Annotated in this window: 12 protein-coding genes and 1 CRISPR repeat array (1 of these 13 cut by a window edge); of the genes, 6 read left to right on the plus strand and 6 right to left on the minus strand. The window is 73.3% G+C overall.

Annotated features, from left to right (window positions below; all coding sequences use genetic code 11):
* The first annotated feature begins 33 nt into the window (after nucleotides 1–33).
* From AF1_RS05390 to AF1_RS05410, 5 genes are all read left to right on the plus strand, one after another.
* Complete coding sequence (locus AF1_RS05390; RefSeq protein WP_084262470.1) at nucleotides 34–1,224, plus strand: iron-containing alcohol dehydrogenase family protein; 1,191 nt, start codon at nucleotides 34–36, stop codon at nucleotides 1,222–1,224.
* Between the two features lie 11 nt (nucleotides 1,225–1,235).
* Nucleotides 1,236–2,942, plus strand: coding sequence for a flavin-containing monooxygenase (locus AF1_RS05395; RefSeq protein ID WP_067793884.1), 1,707 nt, complete (start codon nucleotides 1,236–1,238; stop codon nucleotides 2,940–2,942).
* The gene (locus tag AF1_RS05400; RefSeq protein WP_067793885.1) at nucleotides 2,939–4,342 is read left to right on the plus strand and encodes a glutamine synthetase family protein; all 1,404 of its coding nucleotides are present in this window, start codon (nucleotides 2,939–2,941) and stop codon (nucleotides 4,340–4,342) included. The genes AF1_RS05395 and AF1_RS05400 overlap by 4 nt, the downstream gene beginning before the upstream one ends.
* Nucleotides 4,342–5,292: an alpha/beta hydrolase gene (locus AF1_RS05405; RefSeq protein ID WP_067793886.1), complete on the plus strand. Its 951-nt coding sequence runs from the start codon at nucleotides 4,342–4,344 to the stop codon at nucleotides 5,290–5,292. Before AF1_RS05400 ends, AF1_RS05405 begins: the two co-directional genes overlap by 1 nt.
* A 105-nt stretch (nucleotides 5,293–5,397) precedes the next feature.
* A complete protein-coding gene (locus AF1_RS05410) occupies nucleotides 5,398–6,948 on the plus strand; it encodes an APC family permease (protein WP_084262471.1) in 1,551 nt (516 codons plus the stop codon).
* A 160-nt stretch (nucleotides 6,949–7,108) separates the two neighbouring features.
* Here the strand turns inward: AF1_RS05410 and AF1_RS05415 are convergent, their stop codons facing one another.
* The 6 genes from AF1_RS05415 to AF1_RS05440 are packed head-to-tail and all read right to left on the minus strand — an operon-like array spanning nucleotide 7,109 to nucleotide 16,429.
* Entirely contained in the window at nucleotides 7,109–10,816 is a 3,708-nt protein-coding gene (locus AF1_RS05415) for a hypothetical protein (RefSeq protein ID WP_067793887.1), read from the minus strand.
* Nucleotides 10,813–11,847 carry a phosphotransferase gene (locus AF1_RS05420; RefSeq protein ID WP_067793888.1) on the minus strand — a complete coding sequence of 345 codons (1,035 nt, stop codon included), beginning with the start codon at nucleotides 11,845–11,847 and terminating at the stop codon, nucleotides 10,813–10,815. The genes AF1_RS05415 and AF1_RS05420 overlap by 4 nt, the downstream gene beginning before the upstream one ends.
* Nucleotides 11,848–11,860: 13 nt before the next feature.
* Nucleotides 11,861–12,877 (minus strand): FHA domain-containing protein, encoded by a 1,017-nt coding sequence (locus AF1_RS05425; protein WP_067793889.1) that lies wholly within the window; start codon nucleotides 12,875–12,877, stop codon nucleotides 11,861–11,863.
* Nucleotides 12,877–14,283, minus strand: a complete 1,407-nt coding sequence (locus AF1_RS05430) for a VWA domain-containing protein (RefSeq protein ID WP_067793890.1) — start codon at nucleotides 14,281–14,283, stop codon at nucleotides 12,877–12,879. Before AF1_RS05430 ends, AF1_RS05425 begins: the two co-directional genes overlap by 1 nt.
* A gap of 11 nt (nucleotides 14,284–14,294) precedes the next feature.
* Entirely contained in the window at nucleotides 14,295–15,488 is a 1,194-nt protein-coding gene (locus tag AF1_RS05435) for a SpoIIE family protein phosphatase (protein ID WP_067793891.1), read from the minus strand.
* Nucleotides 15,489–15,541: 53 nt separating this feature from the next.
* Nucleotides 15,542–16,429: a hypothetical protein gene (locus tag AF1_RS05440; protein WP_067793892.1), complete on the minus strand. Its 888-nt coding sequence runs from the start codon at nucleotides 16,427–16,429 to the stop codon at nucleotides 15,542–15,544.
* A 141-nt stretch (nucleotides 16,430–16,570) separates the two neighbouring features.
* Between AF1_RS05440 and AF1_RS05445 the strand changes: the two genes are divergently transcribed.
* Nucleotides 16,571–17,611, plus strand: a complete 1,041-nt coding sequence (locus AF1_RS05445; protein ID WP_067793893.1) for an FHA domain-containing protein — start codon at nucleotides 16,571–16,573, stop codon at nucleotides 17,609–17,611.
* Between the two features lie 12 nt (nucleotides 17,612–17,623).
* Nucleotides 17,624–17,871: direct repeats of the CRISPR family, unit length 29 nt; unit sequence GGGACCATCCCCGCGTGCGCGGGGAGCAC; it runs 452 nt beyond the window's last position.

The following is a 17,871-nucleotide window of genomic DNA, read 5'->3' on the forward strand; positions in this document are numbered from 1 at the left end:
TTCGGCGTGTTCTCGCATCAACGGAGTTCTCACGTGTCGCAGACCATCCCCGCGTTCAACAACCACCTTCCGGTGCGCGTCCACTTCGGTGAGGCCGGCGCACTGCGGCTGGCCGAGATCATCCGCGATCTCGGCGCCACCCGCGTGCTCGTGCTCCTGGACGAGGGCATCGAGGACCACAACCCCGCGGTGGTCGACGCGCTGTCCGCCCTGGAGCGATCCGGACTCGACGTGACCCGCGTCGCCAAGCCGGCCGGAGAGCCGACCATCGCGATGGTCGACGCCGCGACCGACCAGATGCGGGAGGCGCGGGCGGACGTCTTCGTCGCGATCGGCGGCGGGTCCGTCATCGACACGGCGAAGGCGGCGCGGCTGTGCGGTCAGCTCGGCTGCACCTTCGGGGAGTTCCTGGACTCCGAACGGCGGTACCCCGAGGCCGTGGTCCCGCTGATCGCCGTCCCCACCACCGCCGGCACCGGGTCCGAGGTCTCGGGCGGCGCCGTCGTCTCCGACCCCGGTAACGACCGCAAGGCCGGCATCGCCCACCCGCACCTGCGCGCGCAGTACGCGGTGATCGATCCCCGGCTGACCCGGAGCATGCCGGGCACCATGACGGCCAACACCGGGATCGACGCCCTCGCCCAGGCGATCGCCGCGATCGTCGCGAAGGTCCGCACTCCGATCGGCGACGCGATCGCGCTGGAGGCGGTGCGCCTCATGGGCGAGTCGCTCGCCGCGGCCTACCGCGACGGCGACGACCACGTCGCACGGTCGAAGACGGCCTGCGCCAGCATGATGGCCGGCCTGGCCATGAACATCTCGGACTGCACCGCCGAGCACTCCCTCGGGCAGGCGATCGGCGGCCTGACCGGCGCCGCGCACGGCCTGACGATCGGGCTCGTGCTCGCCGAGACGCTCGACCGGGAGCGGCGGTTCGTGCCCGAGCGGCTCGAACGGGTCGCCGACGCGCTGGGGGTCCCCGAGGACGGCACAGGGGACGGCTCGCGCGCCGTCATGGCGATCCGGGACCTCCTCGTGGAGCTGGATTTCCCCGTACTGAGCGATCTCGGCATCACCGAGGACGACCTGGACCGGCTGACCGACCTCGCGCTGGAGGACCACTTCCTCACCATGTCCCCGAGCCCGTGGAGCCGCGAGGAGGTCCGGGGGGTCTTCGAACGAGCACTGGAACTCCGGTCGCGGCAGCCCGTGCCGGCCACCTGAGGAGCACTGACATGAGCGACGCACGACAGCCCGCCCCCGGCCCCGGCCCCGGCCCCGGCTCCGGCTCCGGCTCCGCCGAACGATTCGACGTCGTGGTCGTCGGCGCGGGCTTCGCCGGCCTGTACATGCTGCACCGCCTGCGCGGACTCGGCATGACCGTACGGGTCATCGAACGCGCCGACGACGTCGGCGGGACGTGGTACTGGAACCGGTACCCCGGTGCCCGGTGCGACATCGAGAGCATCGACTACTGCTACTCCTTCGACGACGCCCTGCTGCACGAGTGGCGCTGGAGCGAGCGCTACGCGGCCCAGCCGGAGATCCTCCGCTACCTCGAACACGTCGCCGACCGCTTCGACCTGCGCCGCGACATCGCCTTCGGCACCAGCGTGCTCGGTGCGGAGTGGGACGAGGCCGGCCACGTGTGGCGGCTGCGGTGCGACGACGGCGAGATCGTCACCGCGACGTACTGCGTGATGGCCACCGGCTGCCTGTCCACGGTCAAGACCCCCGACTTCCCCGGGCTCGGCTCCTTCCAGGGACGGTGGTTCCACACCGGGCAGTGGCCGCACGAGCCGGTCGACTTCACCGGCGGGAAGGTGGCCGTCATCGGGACCGGGTCGTCCGGCATCCAGGCGATCCCCCTCATCGCGCGGCACGCGGAACGCCTCTACGTGCTGCAGCGCACCCCCAACTACAGCATGCCGGCGCACAACCGGCCGCTCACCGAGGCGGAGCTGCACGACGCGCTCCGTGACCATGCCGAACGGCGCCGTCGCTGCCGGGAGTCCGAGAGCGGCATCCCGCTGCCGCCCCCGACCGACGCGACGCTCGACGTCACGCCCGAGCAGCGGCGGGCCCGGTACGAGGAGGGCTGGCGGCGCGGCGGGATCAGCGCCCTGTCCGCGGCCTTCACCGACTTCTTCACCGACGAGAAGGCCAACCGGCTCGCCCAGGACTTCGCCCGCGCGAAGATCCGCGAGATCGTGCGTGATCCGGAGGTGGCCGAGCTGCTGTGCCCGACCCACCACATCGGCACCAAGCGGACCTGCACCGACACCGGGTACTTCGAGACCTACAACCGGGACGGCGTCGAACTCGTCGACGTCCGGTCCGATCCCATCGAGGAGATCACGCCCACCGGCGTCCGTACCCGGGACCGGCACATCGACGTCGACGTGATCGTCTTCGCGATCGGGTTCGACGCGATCACCGGGGCGCTGACCGAGATCGACATCCGCGGCACCGGCGGGCGGGCGCTGACCGACACGTGGGCGCACGGCCCGCGGACCCTGCTCGGCCTGCAGACCGCGGGCTTCCCGAACCTGTTCATGGTCACCGGGCCGGGCAGCCCCTCGGTGCTGAGCAACATGGTGGTCTCCATCGAACAGCACGTCGACTGGATCGCGGACTGCCTGGCCCACCTGCGCGAACGAGGCGTGGACCGGATCGAGGCGACGCCTGCCGCACAGGAGCGGTGGATGGCGCACGTCGCCGACCTCGCCGCGCACACCCTCTACCCGAAGGCGAACTCCTGGTACGTCGGGGTGAACATCCCCGGCAAGCCGCGCACCTTCATGCCCTACGTCGCCGGGTGCGGGCAATACCGCCGCGAGTGCGACGAGATCGTCGCCGCGGGCTACGCGGGATTCACGCTGGGGCAGGACGCCAACACGCGGCAGGACCGCGACACGCAGCAGGAAGGCGCACGCACATGACCGACATCCACGCCGACCTCCGCTCCGCCACCGACCTGCCCGCGGCCCTCGAACGGCAGGGGATCGAGACGGTCGTCCTGGGCGGCTCCGACACGCACGGGGTGATGCGCGGGAAGCGGCTGCCCACCCGTCAGCTCGCGCGCGTCCTCGAACACGGGCTCGCCCTGTGCGACGTGTTCTGGGTCATGCACGTCGACGAGTCCGGCCTCGTGGCCAGGCCGGACGGGCACACCGGGTACTTCCCCACCGAACGGCAGGGGTTCCCCGACATCCTGGCCCGGCCCGACGTCGACACCCTCCGCGTCGTGCCGTGGCTGCCGGACACCGCGCTGATCCTGTGCGACTGGCACCTGCCGCACGGCGCGGGACCGGTGCCGATCTCGCCGCGCGCAGTGCTGCGCCGCACCGTGGACCGCGCCCGCGACCTGGGCTTCGATCCGCTCAGCGCACTGGAGCTGGAGTTCTATCTGCTGCACGAGCCACCGGGGACGCACCACCGTAAGCGCGCCGCCGAACTCGTTCCGCTACAGGAACGGCCGAGCACCTACGGGGTCGTCCTCGGTTCCCTGCAGGAGGACGTCGGCGCGCTGATCCGGAACCGGATGCTGCGGTACGACCTGCCGATCGAGGCGTGCAACCCGGAGACCGGCCCGGGGCAGTTCGAGATCAACCTCCGGTACGCCCCCAGCCTGCGGGCCGCCGACCACGCGTTCCTGTTCAAGTCCGCGGTCAAGGAGGTCGCCGCCCAGCAGGACCTGCTCGCGACCTTCATGGCCAAGCCGAACGGCGACTGGGCCGGCAACAGCTGCCACATCCACGTCAGCCTCCGCGACGAGCGGGACGGCGGCGCGTTCTTCGACGCCGCCGCGCCCGACGGGATCTCGACCACCATGCGGCACTTCGCCGGGGGCGTGCTGGCGACCATGCGCGAGTTCACCGCTCTCATGGCCCCCACGCCGAACTCCTACCGGCGCTTCGTCCCGTACTCATGGGCCGGGACGACCGCCACCTGGGGGATCGACAACCGCTCGGTCGGGCTGCGGGTCATCACCGAGGGCGACCGTGGCACCCGCCTGGAGCACCGCCAGCCGGGCGGCGACGTCAACCCCTACATCGCCACCGCGGCGCTGCTCGCCGGCGGCCTGCACGGCATCACCAACAAGATCGAACCGCCGCCGCTCACCGACGTCGACGTGTACGGCCGGCCGGCGGAGGAGGCCGAGTGGCTGCCGACCGCGCCGGCCGAGGCGGTCGACCTGCTGGCCGGCAGCCGGACCGCCCGCGAGTGGCTGGGCGACGACTTCGTCGACCACTACGTACTGATGAAGCGCGCGGAACTCCACGCCCAGTCGCTGGCGGTCACCGACTGGGAAGTCGCGCGCTACCTCGAGGCCATGTGATGACCGGCCGGCTGCACCCGGAAGCCGTCGCGGCGCTTCGGGCCGCCGCCGCGCGGTCCCGGCCCGGCGTCCACCTCCTGCCGGTGGCCGAGGCCCGCGCGCACTTCGAGGCGGAGTCGGCGGAGACCGCGCCGGGCCCGCGCCTGGCGGCCGTCACGGACCTGCGAATCCGCCCGGACCTGCCCGCCCGGCTGTACCGGCCGACGGTGGCCCGCACCGGGGTGGTGGTCTACTTCCACGGTGGCGGGTGGGTGCTCGGCAGCGTCGACTCCCACGACGCCCTGTGCCGTACGCTCGCCGCCCGCAGCGGCTGCGCGGTACTCGGCGTGGACTACCGGAGGGCGCCGGAACACCCCTACCCGGCGGCCGTCGACGACGCCGCGGCCGCCCTCGGATGGGTGGCCGCGCACGGCGAGGAGCACGGCCTCGACCCGGCCGCGACGGCCGTGGCGGGAGACAGCGCCGGCGGCAACATCGCCACCGCCGTCGCCGTCCGCTGCCGCGCCGCGTGTGGGATCCGGCCGCGCCTGCAGGTGCTGTTCTACCCGGTGACCACGACCGACCTCGACCTCGGCGTCGACCCCGGGCACGACGGCCTCGTGCTGAGCCGGGAGGAGCTGGCCTGGCACCAGGACCTCTACCTGCCGCGCCGGCACGAGCGCCGGCACCCGGAGACCTCTCCGCTGGACCACGCCGACCTCACCGGCCTGCCCGAGGCCGTCATCCTGGCCGCCGAGTGCGACCCGATCGTGCCCCAGAGCCGGCTGTACGCCGACGCCCTGCGGGCGGCGGGAGTCGGCGTCGAGCTGCACGTCCACCCCGGCATGATCCACGGCTTCGCGCAGTATCCGGACAGGTTCGCGGCCGCCCGCGACGCCCTCGACCGGGCCGGCCGAGCCGTCCACCGGGCACTGTCCGAGGCGCCGGACCGCCTGCCGTCTCGTCGCTAGCCGCCGACCGTCATGGGGCCAGGAGCGGGCCAGGGTCCCCGAACAGCAGGAATCCAGGACGTGACGCCCAACCCCCTGGGGCGCCACCAGCGAGAGGGAACACGCATGACAGAGTCACACCCCCGCCGGGTCCACGGTGACCTCGCGGCCTCCCCGCACGGCGAGATCACCCCGGCCCAGGTGGCCGAGGACGCCGGGCTCCGCCAGGCGGCCATCGACTGGAAGCAGGTGGCCATCCTCTCCGTGGCCGGCTGCGGCCCCGCGTCGGTGATCGCGCTGAATCTCCAGTTCATGGGCCAGTTCGCCGGATCGGCGCTGGTCCTCGCCTTCGTGCTGGTCTGGCCGGGCATCCTGCTGCTGGTCAACACCTTCGCGGAGTTCTCCAAACGCCTCCCGACCTCCGGGGGCCTGTACACGTGGAACTCCAAGGCGTGGGGACCGAACGTCGGCTTCGTCTACGGCTGGACGTTCATCGGCGCCTACCTGGTCTTCTCCGCGGCCGGATTCGCGGTGTTCGGCGGCTGGGTGGAGCAGTGGCTGCAATCCCAGTTCGGCCTCCACGTCCCGTGGTGGATCTTCACGTTCCTCGCCCTGGCGTACGTGTGCGTCCTTGCCTACCTGGGCATCGCACAGTCCCTGCACGCGGCGCTGACCCTGCTCGGCTTCGAGATGGTCGTGCTCATCGCGCTCGCCGTCTGGGTGATCATCGACGGGCCGAAGTCGGGCGGCGGCTTCGACCTGACCCCCTTCCACGTCTCCTCCGCCGGCGCGCTCGGCTGGGGCGGCGTCGGCCTGGCGATGACCTACGCGGTGCTCTCCCACGTCGGGATCGAGGAAGGCGCCACCCTCGGTCTCGAGGTGCGGGACCCCAAGCGAGGCATCCCGCGGGGCCTGTGGGTCGCCGCGATCGTCGTGCCGGTCTTCTACGTGCTGATCTCCTACGCGATGGTCTACGGCTACGGGATCGGCAAGATGAAGGCGTTCGGGGAGGACTCCGCGCCGCTGCAGACCATCGCCCAGACGTACTGGGGCAAGTTCGGGCTCTTCATCGTGGTCCTCGCGACCGTCAGCAGCATCCTGGCGTTCAGCCAGACCGCGTTCATCGCCGGTGCCCGCGTGCTCTACACGCTCGGCCGGGAGCACGTCCTGCCGTCCGCCCTGGCCAGGGTGTCGCGCCGCCGGACCCCGGTGGCGGCCATCGCGGTGATGGGCGTGATCTCGATCGCGCTGGGCGTGCCGCTGGCGTTCATCACCGGCCCCTTCAATGTCTGGGGGTACTTCGGCTTCCTGATCTCCATCGCGTTCCTGGTGTCGTACATCTTCACGAACCTCGGGCTGATCCGGTACACCCGCCGGGCCGGGTATTTCCACTGGTTCCGGCACGGCGTGCTGGGCCTGCTCGGGTCGGTCGTCTTCCTGTACCCGCTGTACAAGACGGTCTGGCCGCTGCAGGACGGCATCTACGGCATCCTGCCGTTCGTCTACCTCGGCTGGATCGTCATCGGCGTCGGCCTGATGCTGTACACCCGCAGTAGGCGTCCGGAGGTCATCGCGCGCATCGGCACGTCGCTGGCCGAGGGCGACGACTCGATCCCCGAGCCGCACGCTCCGCACGCCGGGCGGGAGGAACGTCCGCGGTCGCCGAAAGAGAGCTGACCGCCGGGCGCGCGGTAAGCGCCGGCGACGGCTCATGCCCGCCGTGGCCGTGGCCGGGCAGGTCCCGGCCACGGCCGCACGGTATGAGCACGCCCCCCGGGCGACGGCGTCGGCCGCTGGAGGAGGAACTCGTCCTGGCCGTACGGAACCCGGAGCACATCTATTGAGGGGTCACCGGGGTCGGGTTCCATCCGTCGGAACTCCAGAGGGCCAGCAGGACGTCTTCCGCCGGGCGGCCGGAGAGGGCGGCGACCTCGGGCCACAGCCGTTGCGGCAGGCCGTGCCGGACGATCAGGCGGTAGGCGGCCGGGCCGCCGCCCAACTGGAGGAGGTCGCCGAGGAGCATGGCGTCCTTGGGGTGGGGGTCGGCCTGGTCGACGAGGTCCAGCAGTGCACGGCCGTGGCGGCCCAGTTCGGTGAGGCCGTCCTGCCCGGCGGCGCGGAGCCAGGCGCTGACGGCGGGGCTCGGGCAGGGGAACCGTGCCAGCAGCGCGGCGATCGGGGCGCCGGACGGGCCGGCGAGCAGCGGCAGCCAGCGGTCGCCCCAGGAGCGCACGGCGGCAGCGGCCCCGGGGCGGGTCTGCTGGAGGATCGCGACGTCGCGAGCCATCGCGGCGCCGTAGCGGGACGCCACGGCGAACAGGTCGTCGTCCGGGGCGAGCGGGCCGAGGGTGCGGAGCAGGGCGCGGCCGGAGTCGTCGAGGTCGCGGTCCAGGGCGACGCGGGCCTGGGCGAAGGTGAGGTCCTCGCCGAGCATCAGGGCCAGGATCCGTTCCGGGGCCGGGTGGTCCAGGAGGCCGGGCAGCGCGTCGCGGACGGTCTGGCGGGCGAGGTTCCAGTCCGGGTGATCCGCCGCCAGGCGCAGGAGGCGCAGGCGCTGGCTCGGGAAGACCAGGTCGCGGACGAGCGGCAGCAGCGCGGGCCGGGCCTCCAGCAGCGCCACCAGCGCGACGCCTTCGGTCCGGCCGACGCCGAGGCTGCGCGGTTGGGCGCCGAGGACGCCCGACAGCACCTCGCGCGGAAGGTTCTCGCCCTCCACCAGCCAGGCGCGCAGCCGCCCCGGGTCCTCGATGAGCGTTGCCAGCACGTCGTCGAGGCCGACGCCCGCCGCCAGTTCCGCGGCCGCCCAAGCGGCGGCCGCCTCGGCGGCGAACACCGGGGCGTCGTCGGCCATGGCACCGACGTTCAGGAAGGCGGCGACGACGTCGCCGGCCGCCACCCCGGCACCGGCGGCGAACCGTTCCAGGGTCTCCAGCAGGTCGGTCCGCAGGCCGGCCGACGCCGCGGCGCGGAGCACCTGCGCGGAGAAGCGCGGCAGGAGGTCGGCGACATCGGGGAAGGCGTCCAGGACGGGCGCGAGGTCGAGCCGGCCGAACGCCCGCAGCCACCCGGCGGACGCCGCCGGGGACGCCAGCAGGCGCGGCCACTGCGCGGTCGGCGTCTCCAGCAGCGCGCGGACGGCGTAGCGGGCCTCCACCCCGGCCTGGCGGGCGATCTCCAGCAGCGCGCGAGCGTCCACCGTGCCGCCCGGGTCGCGCTCCACCACGAGCGCCCAGCCGAGACCGAGCGCCGTCAGGTGCTCGGGCTGCCGCAGCCCTTCGAGCAGCAGCCGCCACGCCGTCGGTGTGTACTGGCCGAGGAGGTCGAGGTCGGGGCCGTCGATGAACGGCCTCAGGACCTCGAACAGCCGGTCCGAGCCGAGCCGGCCCACGAGAAACTGGAGGCTGGGCGCGGGGACGTCCAGCAGCGCGTCCACCAGGGGCTGCTCCAGCGGTTCGACGGCGTCGAGCAGGGACGCGACCGGGTACCCGGGCAGCGCCGTGGCGATCCTGCCCAGCAGACCGAGCCGGCGGACGCCCTCCCGCGTGTAGAGGAGTTCCTGCAAGGGCAAGTCGCCGAGCCGCAGCTCGGGCTCGTAGATCTGGGCGAGGCGGGGCGCCACCGGGAGCAGCCGCAGGGTCACATCGCCGTGCAGGTTGTCGGTGGTGCGGGTGAGCAGCGCGTGCATCAGGTCCTTGCGCAGGGCCCCGGACGGCGGCATTCCGAGCAGGACGGACGCGGCGTCGCGCAGCCGCACCCGCATCTGGTGCCAGTTCTCGCTCCGCAGCCCGGGCCGGGCGCGCATGTCCGCGATCCGCAGCAGGAGTTCGGTGTCGGCGCCGTAGAGCGCGGTGATCTCGTCCAGTTCGGTGCGGAGCTGCCTGCCCTGATCCTTGCCGGCCCGGCCCTGCCGGTACTTGAACGTGTCCTCGTTCAGGGCGAGGGCCCAGCCGGGGGCGAACGTCCGGCGCCTGAACGCGGCGCCGCCCTGGCCGTTCAGCACCTCGGCCGTGTAGGCGTTCAGGTCCGGGTCGTTCAGGTAGGGCAGCGCGTCGGCGCTGCGGCCCGCGATCCTCGGCCCCCGCGCCCGGCCGGGCAGGATCTCGTCGTAGTCGGACGGGAGCGCGGCGGCGAGCCGGGGCCCGGCCCGGCCCGCGACCACGATCCGGGCGGACGGGGCCAGCCGGCGCACGGTCGCCAGCACGTCCCCGAACCGGTCCGGTTCGAGCATCAGCCAGCCGGCGCCGGACAGCAGCGCCGCCATCGCCGACGCCTGCCGGTGGGCGGGCAGCGCCGCCACCGCGAGCACGTCCGGGCCGTGCTCCTCCAGCAGCCCGAGCCGCACCGACTCCGGGTTCACCTGCACCTGCGGCACCGACCGGCGCGCCCGCGCGCGGACACCGGTGCCGGCGACGACCTTCGCCGACATCGGGCGGATCGAAGAGACGACGACCGTGACCGTCGAACCGACGCTGTAGGACGCGGTGAGGTCGACGAACCGGGAGCCCTTACGGTCCCCCTCGGGCGTGTTCTGCCAGTAGACGTTGAACGGCCACCTCTCCGCGCCGCCGGCGGCCACCTCGACCCTGATCTTGTCCTTGGCCACCTCGATGACGGAGGCGGACAGGCGCTCCCCCACCAGGGACTGCTTCCACTCGTCCCGTGTCTCGTGGGACGACTTGCACGCCGCCTCGTCGAACAGCACCACGCAGGACGCGCCGCGGACGCGCCGCTCCGCCTCGGCGGTGCGCTCCACGGCCGCGGCGGACGCCAGCGTCTCCGCCAGCCGCCCCGCCGCCAGGGACGGCACGCTCGCGAAGCCCGACGCGCGCAGGTACTCGTCCTGGCCGGTGCCGTCGATGACGCCCCACGAGCCGGGGGCCAGCCCGCCGCACATCCAGCCGGCGAGCCGCAGCAGCATCCCCACCTGCGCCTCGCGCCAGTCGGCCCGCCCGGAGCCGGGGCCCGGCATGGCGCCGCACAGCATCTGCGTGGTGGGCAGCGACATGCCCGCCGCGTCGGGCAGCCGGCCCTCCATCGGCCGGTACAGGTGCCGGCCGAGCCCGACCAGCCGGATCCCGCCGCCGTTCTCCACCAGATGGTCGGGTGACAGCTCCAGCGGGACGAACCCCCGCTCGGCGAACCGGTCGAGCGCGTCCCCGAGCGGCACCAGCAGCCGCAGCGCCGCGGCGGGCTTCCAGCGCCGTCCCGCATGGAGCTGGGCCAGCAGGTCGTCCGGCTCGATCAGCTGGTCCAGCGGGACCTTCGACCGGCCCGGCGCCCACGCGGTGATGACGGCGGGCGGCGACTCGGCGGCGTCCACCAGATCCAGCAGCGCCGGGACGGCGGGCCCGCCGATGCCGAGCAGCGCCAGCGCGTCCGCCCGTTCCCGGCGGTCGGCGAAGCGGCGCAGCGCGCCGAAGGTGTTGCCGCTCTCGTCGTTCACCAGGTCCACCTGGTGCGGGCGGGTGCCGTCGTGCGGGCGCAGGTGCCCCGGCCGCCATTGGCCGGCCCGGATCGTCCACTCCCGGCCGGACCGCCCGATCATCGGGCCCCCAGCAGCACCGAGGACAGCACGGCTCCGTCGCGCGCCCGCGCCAGGTCCGCCTGGATCGACTGGACGTTGCGAGTCCGGTAGGCGGGCTCCGCCAGGCAGCTCGCGATGAGCGTGGTGAGGATCGGGCTGCCGCCCAGCGCCGCCAGCCGCTGCTTGGCCACCCCGTGCTCGTGTGCTGTGCCGTACAGCTGCCGTTTCATGTCCTCGTCCAGCCGGGACAGGCCGAGCGCCTCGGCGAGCGTGGCGCCCAGCATGTAGATGTCGAACCGTTCCGCCGCCTTGTCCAGCTCCGGGTTGCGGGTCGCGCCGTGCGGCACCGGCGGACTGTAGGCCGGGGTGGTGGTGCTGATCGGCTGACCGTCGACGACCGCCGCGTCGTAGTCGATCAGGATGTACTGCTCAGGCGGCCCCAGCACCAGCACGTTCTCCGGTTTCAGGTCGGCGTGGATCCAGTACTCCTCCCGGTGGCCCGGCGTGCGGCGCTTGGCCGGCCGCCGGGCGTGCAGGGCGCCGAGCGCACCGCACAGCTGTTCGGCGAGGTCGATCAGCTCGTCCTCGGTGAACGGGCGCTTCTCCCGGCGGCGCGCCTTGATGTCGTCCTCCAGGGTGCGGACGGGGCGGCCGGGGATCCCGACGAACTCGGTGACGACGAAGTACTCGTGCTCGTCGGCGGCGACCCCGGACGCCTCCAGGGTGGGGGACGGCTCAGGCAGGACATCGATCACGGGCGGGGCCTGCTGGGTCACCTGCATCGCCTGGTAGACGGCCTTGAGGCCCTGCTGCTGCTGCGCCTTGTTGCGGTCGAGGCGGGGCCGCCAGCCCTCGTCCCGCAGATGGCCCTGGTCCCACCACAGGCCCTTCAGCACCGTCATGCCACCGCACCAGGTGTCCTCGGTGAGCAGCGCGTAGCCCTGTCCGGCGCCCGCCAGGAGCCGCACCACCCTGAACCGGCCGCCGCCGTAGCTCTCCCGGCGGTAGGCGACCTTCCCGACCTGGTCGGAGTCGATCTCCAGCACGCTCATTCGGCCTCCACGCTCACTCGTCGTCGTCGCGGTTGGAGACGATCAGCCGGACCCGGCCCTCGCCGAGCCACAGCTCGTCGCCCTCGATGAGCGGGTAGCGCTCGCCGTGGGCGAGCCTGTTGTCCAGCGGCAGCCCGTCGGCGCCGGCCCTCGGGTTGAGGAAGGTGTCGCCGCCCGAGCCGCGGTGGACGACGACCGGCCAGCCTTCGTCGTCCGGTTCGATCTGGAGGTGCCGGCGGCTGATCGCGTGCGCGGACCTGCGGTCCAGCCCGGCGGTGAGGTCGGTGACGTCCGGGCGGGACGGGCCGCCGCGGCCCAGTACCAGCCCGTCCGGCGGCAGCGGGAAGCGGCCGTGCTCCCGGCCGTTCACCAGCAGCGTGAGCAGGGGCGCGACCGCCTTCGGGACGGGCGTGTAGACCTGCTCCACGGCCGGGTAGCTGCAGAACTTGCACAGCCGGTCCCCGCCGCGCCGGAGCACCGGGACGGCCTGCCCCGCGTAGTTGCACTTGTCGGGCGGGCCGGTGCACGTCCACACCTCGTCCTCGCCCAGGGTGACGATGCCGGCCTTGCGCGCCTTCTTGCGGCGGGCCTCGGCGACCTGCTCGTCGGTCGCCGGCAGCAGCCGGCGGGGGCGCAGCACGACACTGCGGTCCTTCTGGATGCTGAACGACCAGACCCGCTCCGCCTCCCGCTCCAGCCAGGGGTGGTCGCGACGCGCGTCCATGAAGTTGTCGCGGCTGACGACCGCGGCGCCGAGCTGGGCCGCGATGTTCAGCGCCAGGTCGTCGGCGTCGCCCGGGGCGGTCTGCAGCCAGCCCTCCTGGTGAGCGGTGTCGGACCGGCCCCGGTCGGCGAGCCGCTGCTCGGCCGATGCGTCGATCACGGCGCGGACGAGCGCGCCCGGCCAGGTGTCCAGGCAGGCCCGCTTCACCCGCTCCACCCGGGTGAAGCGCCACTCCGGCGGTGCCCCGCCGCGGCGGTTCTTGCAGGCGATGTTGGCCGCGTCCAGCACGACGGCGTTGACGTTCATCACCAGTCCTCGGTTTCGCTGCCGTGCGGGCGCCGTACGGAACCGGAGCGGGCGCCTTCCTCGCGCTGCACGGTGCGGCGATCGGCGTGGCGCTGGCCGAGCACCGTCGGGTCGAGCTTCGGACGAGCGCGGAGCATCTCGTTGGGGCTGGTGCGGCTGGTGCTCGACCTCGACCGCTGCTCGTTGCGGACGTCGTTGGGGTCGAGGCCCTCCTGGAGCCCGCGGAGCGCGATGTCGTAGTCGCCCGCCAGATCACCCAAGCCCTCCTGCAGGGCCCGGTGCTTCGCCTCCGCGTAGATGTCGGCGTGCACGGACGGGTTCGCGTGCCTGATCTTCTGGGCGATCTCGGTCTCCAGGTCGATGGTCTTGACCTGGTCCATGAGCTTCTCCAGGTTGAGCACCGGGACATCGGCGATCCCGCTGATCGCACCGTTCGCCTCGTCCAGGGCGAGCGTCCCGGTGCCGGTGCGCACCGTGCCGGTCGCCTTCACGATCGGCAGATGGCGTTTAATGATCTTGTTGGGGGCGCGCAGCCGGAGCACGTACATCGGCCGGTCGTCTCCGGTGCCGACCGCGCCGAGCGGGATCGTCACCCGCTGCGCGCCGTCGGTCCCGGCCGTGACCGGCGCGTTGAGGCGCATCCGCGCCGGGTTCACCCGGTAGACGCCGGTGATCGGGAACAGCGGATGGACGTCGACGACCAGCTCACCGCCGGCCGCGGCGAGGTTCTGGCCCTGCCGGGCGAGCCGCCCGACGATCTCCTTGATGACGACCTCGGAGCCGTCCCGGGAGGCGACGTGGCCGTTGCCGCCCAGGGCACTGATCGCCTGCAGGAGTTCGAAGTTCGCGTCCTTGCCCATGCCGACGGCGTCGGTGTAGACGTCGCGGTCCGCGGCCTTCGCCGCGATGGCGGCCAGCGCCTGCGGAGCGGTCGCCCCGCGGTTCGGTTCACCGTCGCTGAACAGGATGGCCCGGCGGGAGGCCGCCCGGGACCGGCCCAGCCGGTCGTAGGCCAGCAGCAGCCCGGCCTCGATGTTGGTGACCCCGTACTCGGGCGCGCTCTGGCGCTCCAGCCGGCCGGAGTCGCGCAGCTCGGCCACCGTGGTCGTGTCGGCGATCAGCCAGGTCCGGTCACTGAACGCCACGACCTGGATTTCGTCCCGGTCGGGGAGGTTGCGCAGCAGTTCCCCGATGGCCTTCAAGGCCAGCGTCCAGCGGCTGGTGTCGCCCGACTTCTCGGCGGGCCAGCCCATCGACTGGCTGGCGTCCAGCACGATCGCGTACGAGGCGCCGGGGCCGCGCTCCGCCCGCCGGGCGGGTGCGACCGGCGAGGTGTGGATGGCGACGGCGAACTCCTCACCGGCACCGACCGGATCGCGGTCGATGGAGATCTCGGCGGCGGGCATCGGGCTCCCTCTCAGTCGAGCGCGCGGATCTCGGCGATCACGGCGGTGGCGTTGTCCCGGCCGCCGAGCCGCTCGGCACGGGCGACGAGCGCGGCGGCGAGCGCGGCGGGGCGGGGATGGTCGGTGGCGAGCGCGGCCAGGTCGGCGCCGAACCACGCGGTGCCGTCGGCGACCGCGGCGCCGTCGCTGAGCAGAGCGACCCGGTCGCCCGCGACGGCGCGGACGGTGCCGAGGTAGGGCTGGTCGGCCTCGCCCCCGAGATGCTGGGTGAGGCGCGACCCGTCGGAGTCGGCGCCGGGGTCGGTCAGCAGCTTCTCTGCCAGCGCCGTTTGCGCCGGGGTCAGCCGCATGGCCAGGTGGCCGCCCTTTCTCAGCGGGCGGACGAGCCACGCCGAGCTGTCGCCCAGGGAGGTGAGTTCCAGGCGTCCGTCCGGGAAGGCCCGCACGATCAGCACCGTGGAGGCGCCGGTCGGCGCGTCCCGCAGGACGGCGCGTTCCGCGATGCCGAGCGCTATCTGGGGGTCGGGCTCCTCGGCCAGGCCGTCCTCCAGTGCCTTCTTGGCCGCCCGCGCGGCGCGGGCGCCCGAGCCGTCGCCCGCGCCGGTGACGCCGTCGCAGACCACCATGGCGAGGCCGCCCTTGGGCATGCGGACGACGGTGAAGGCGTCCTCGTTGTCCCAGAGGGGGTCGCCCTTGGCCTTGCGGGAGCCCACCGCGGTCTCCGCCGCCGCGCGCACGGCCACCGGACCGCCCGGCCTCGGCTTCAGCGCCCCGTGCACCCGGGCGGGTTCGCCGCGCCGCAGGATGGCGTGCACGACCGCGTCCAAGCCGTGCGGGAAGATCCCGGCGTGCAGATCCAGCAGGGCTTCGGCGTCCGCCGCGTCGCGTGGCGGGCGGCCCGCCGCGACCGTCAGCAGATCGGAGGCGACGGCCCAGGCGTCCCGTTCCCGCGCGCCGGGCGTCTCGGGGACGGGCTGGGTGCTCGCGCCGTACGGCGGGATGCTGAGAATCTGCCAGCCGCACGCCTCGTCCCAGCGCAGCGAGCCCGGCCACAGGCAGCCGTGGCCGGTGCGCCGGACGTGCGGGCCGAGCAGCGGCCACAGCCCGCCCAGCTCGTCCATCAGCCGGTCGGCCGGCAACCCTTCGGGGGAGCCCAGCTCGGGCAGGGTCTCCTCCGGCCAGGTGACCGTTACCTCGGGTTCCACATCGACTCCTGATCGGGAGGGGGCATCGGCCCGCGGGATCGGGACGGGCGCCATCAGCTCGCGAACGCGATGACCAGCAGGATGAGCGCGATGCCCCACCCGGCCGCGGCCGCGGCCAGGCCCAGCCCGCGCTCGCCGCGGATCTTGTCCAGCTCGGCGGTGGCGTCCCGCAGCCGCTGCTCGGCGCCGCGCCGCAGGTCGTGGTTCTGCGCGGCGACCTGCTGGGCGTGTCGCACCTGCTGCTCGGCCTCCTGCCGGAGCCGCCGCACCGCCTCGTGGTAGCGGGCCTCCGCGCGCTGCTCGGCCGCGTGCACCTCGCGGTCGTGCTCCTCGCGTAGTCGCCGTTCGAGCTGGTCGCCGCGGCGGCGGTAGTCCTCGCGGGCGGCCGCGGCGGCGTTGCGGTGGTCCTGCTCGGCGCGCCGCACCCGGGCCTCGAAGGCCGCCGTCAGGTCGCCGCCCTCACCGGCCGGGAAGCCCGGCGGGCGCCGCGGCGGGGACGGCGCCCGCTCGGCCGCGAACAGCGCCACCGGCTCGTCGGCGACGCCTGCCGCCGGCTGCTCGACGGGGAAGACGAGCACCTCCGCGCGGAGGGTGGCGGCGTCGAGGATGCGGACCCGGCGCCAGCCGCTGACGCCGTCCGGGACACCGGCCGGGACGTGCAGGGGCTGCCCGGACCCGAGCGTGACCGACTGGCCGTCCGCGCGGGCCCAGAGCACCTCCCCGTCGCTGAGCACGGAGGCGGTGAGCTCCGGGGCGGGCGGGGGCGCGGCCGGTTCCGCCTCGTCATCGTCGAGGGACTGCCAGGTGGAACGGGTGGGCGGCGGTTCGTCGAACTGCTGCGGCTCGTCCTCGTCAAGGGACGCCCAGATGGACGCGGAGGCCTTCTTCGGAGGTTCGGGTACCGGTTCCGGGCCGTCGTCAAGCAGATCCCATGCCGTCACAGAAATCCCCCGCGGATATACGTGCCTTGCCCAGCAGCGTGGACTGTACATTGTGAGCCACGAATGCGGCGCCATACAAGGTTTCGGGATATGTCTGCTTTCTTGACGTCTGACCTAAATGAGGCGGATGCACTGCTGGATTTGTCCAACATCGTCCGCGATGACCGCCTGGGCGGGCGAGGCCCGGCCGACCTGATCCGCGTCGAGCGTGTCGGGGAGGCCCTCGCGTCCCTCTACGGCGCCGCGCGGGCCGCCATGCTCGCGGTGGCCGACAACAGCCTGCTCGCGCGAAACGATCTTTTTCTACTGCCCCGGCAGCGGCGGACGGTCCGCAGCTGGGCCGAGAGCGGGCTGATACTCACCGCCGACAAGGCCGACTTTCCATTGTTGCGGATCGCCGAAGAAACGGGCCTGCCCGTCATCACCCGCGACCGTTTCACCGGCCACCGTCGGGAGTTCACCTGGCTCAACGGAAGCGACGACGCCGTCCTGGAGCCGCGGACCGACCGGCACGGCGAGGTGTCCCTTCATCACGTCACCCTGCACACCAAAGATGAATGGCAGATATCGGTCAGCGAGGAGAACGACCTCCTCGTCCAGCAGGGCCTGACGAAAAGAGTCGAGGCACTGGACCGGTTCTGGAGCTGCCCCGAACCGCGCTGCCCCCGGCACGATCCGGCCAAGGGATCCTTCGTCCTGCTGCCGCGCGTCCGGGGCGGCCACCTGGTATGCGACCAGCACGGGCTGGAGATGGCCGATCTCGGCCCGCGGCCGCGGATCGCCCAACTCAAGATCATGCGGGACGGCCGGGAGGTGCACCGCTTCCCGGTGGCCGAGGGCACCCCCGTCACGGCCGGCCGCTCCCCCGGCCCCGCGGACCTGACCCCCTTCCTGGACGAGACCACCCGGCGCGGCGTGAGCCGCGCCCACCTGCGCTTCGACCTCGACGGCCCGCAGTTGACGATCACGGACCTGAGCCGCAACGGCACCACCCTGATCCGCCGCGACGGCACCCGGCACGACCTGCGCGGCGGCACCCGTCCGTTCTCAGTCGGCGACCGCGCCCGCATCCACCCCACCCTGGAGATCATCCGCAGCGGGCGCCGCTACCCCGCGGAACTCGCCATCGAACGCGTCCCGCCCCGCCCCGAGGAGCCACCACCCCCCACAGTCGCCTTCTGACCCGGCATCTCAGAGACCATCCCCGCATGCGCGGGGAGCACCCGCCTACCTTCTTCGCGGCCTTGCCGGCCTTCGGACCATCCCCGCGTGCGCGGGGAGCACCGCCCCCGACCCCCCGCCGATGTGAACGCCCTGGGACCATCCCCGCGTGCGCGGGGAGCACTGCACCACCGCCGGCAACGCCGCCACCGTCGCGGGACCATCCCCGCGTGCGCGGGGAGCACTCGACAGTTGCTTTCAGTCGATCACATGATGGGGGA

Origin of the sequence: Actinomadura formosensis NBRC 14204 (assembly GCF_001552155.1) — a bacterium.
Lineage (GTDB): Bacteria > Actinomycetota > Actinomycetes > Streptosporangiales > Streptosporangiaceae > Spirillospora > Spirillospora formosensis.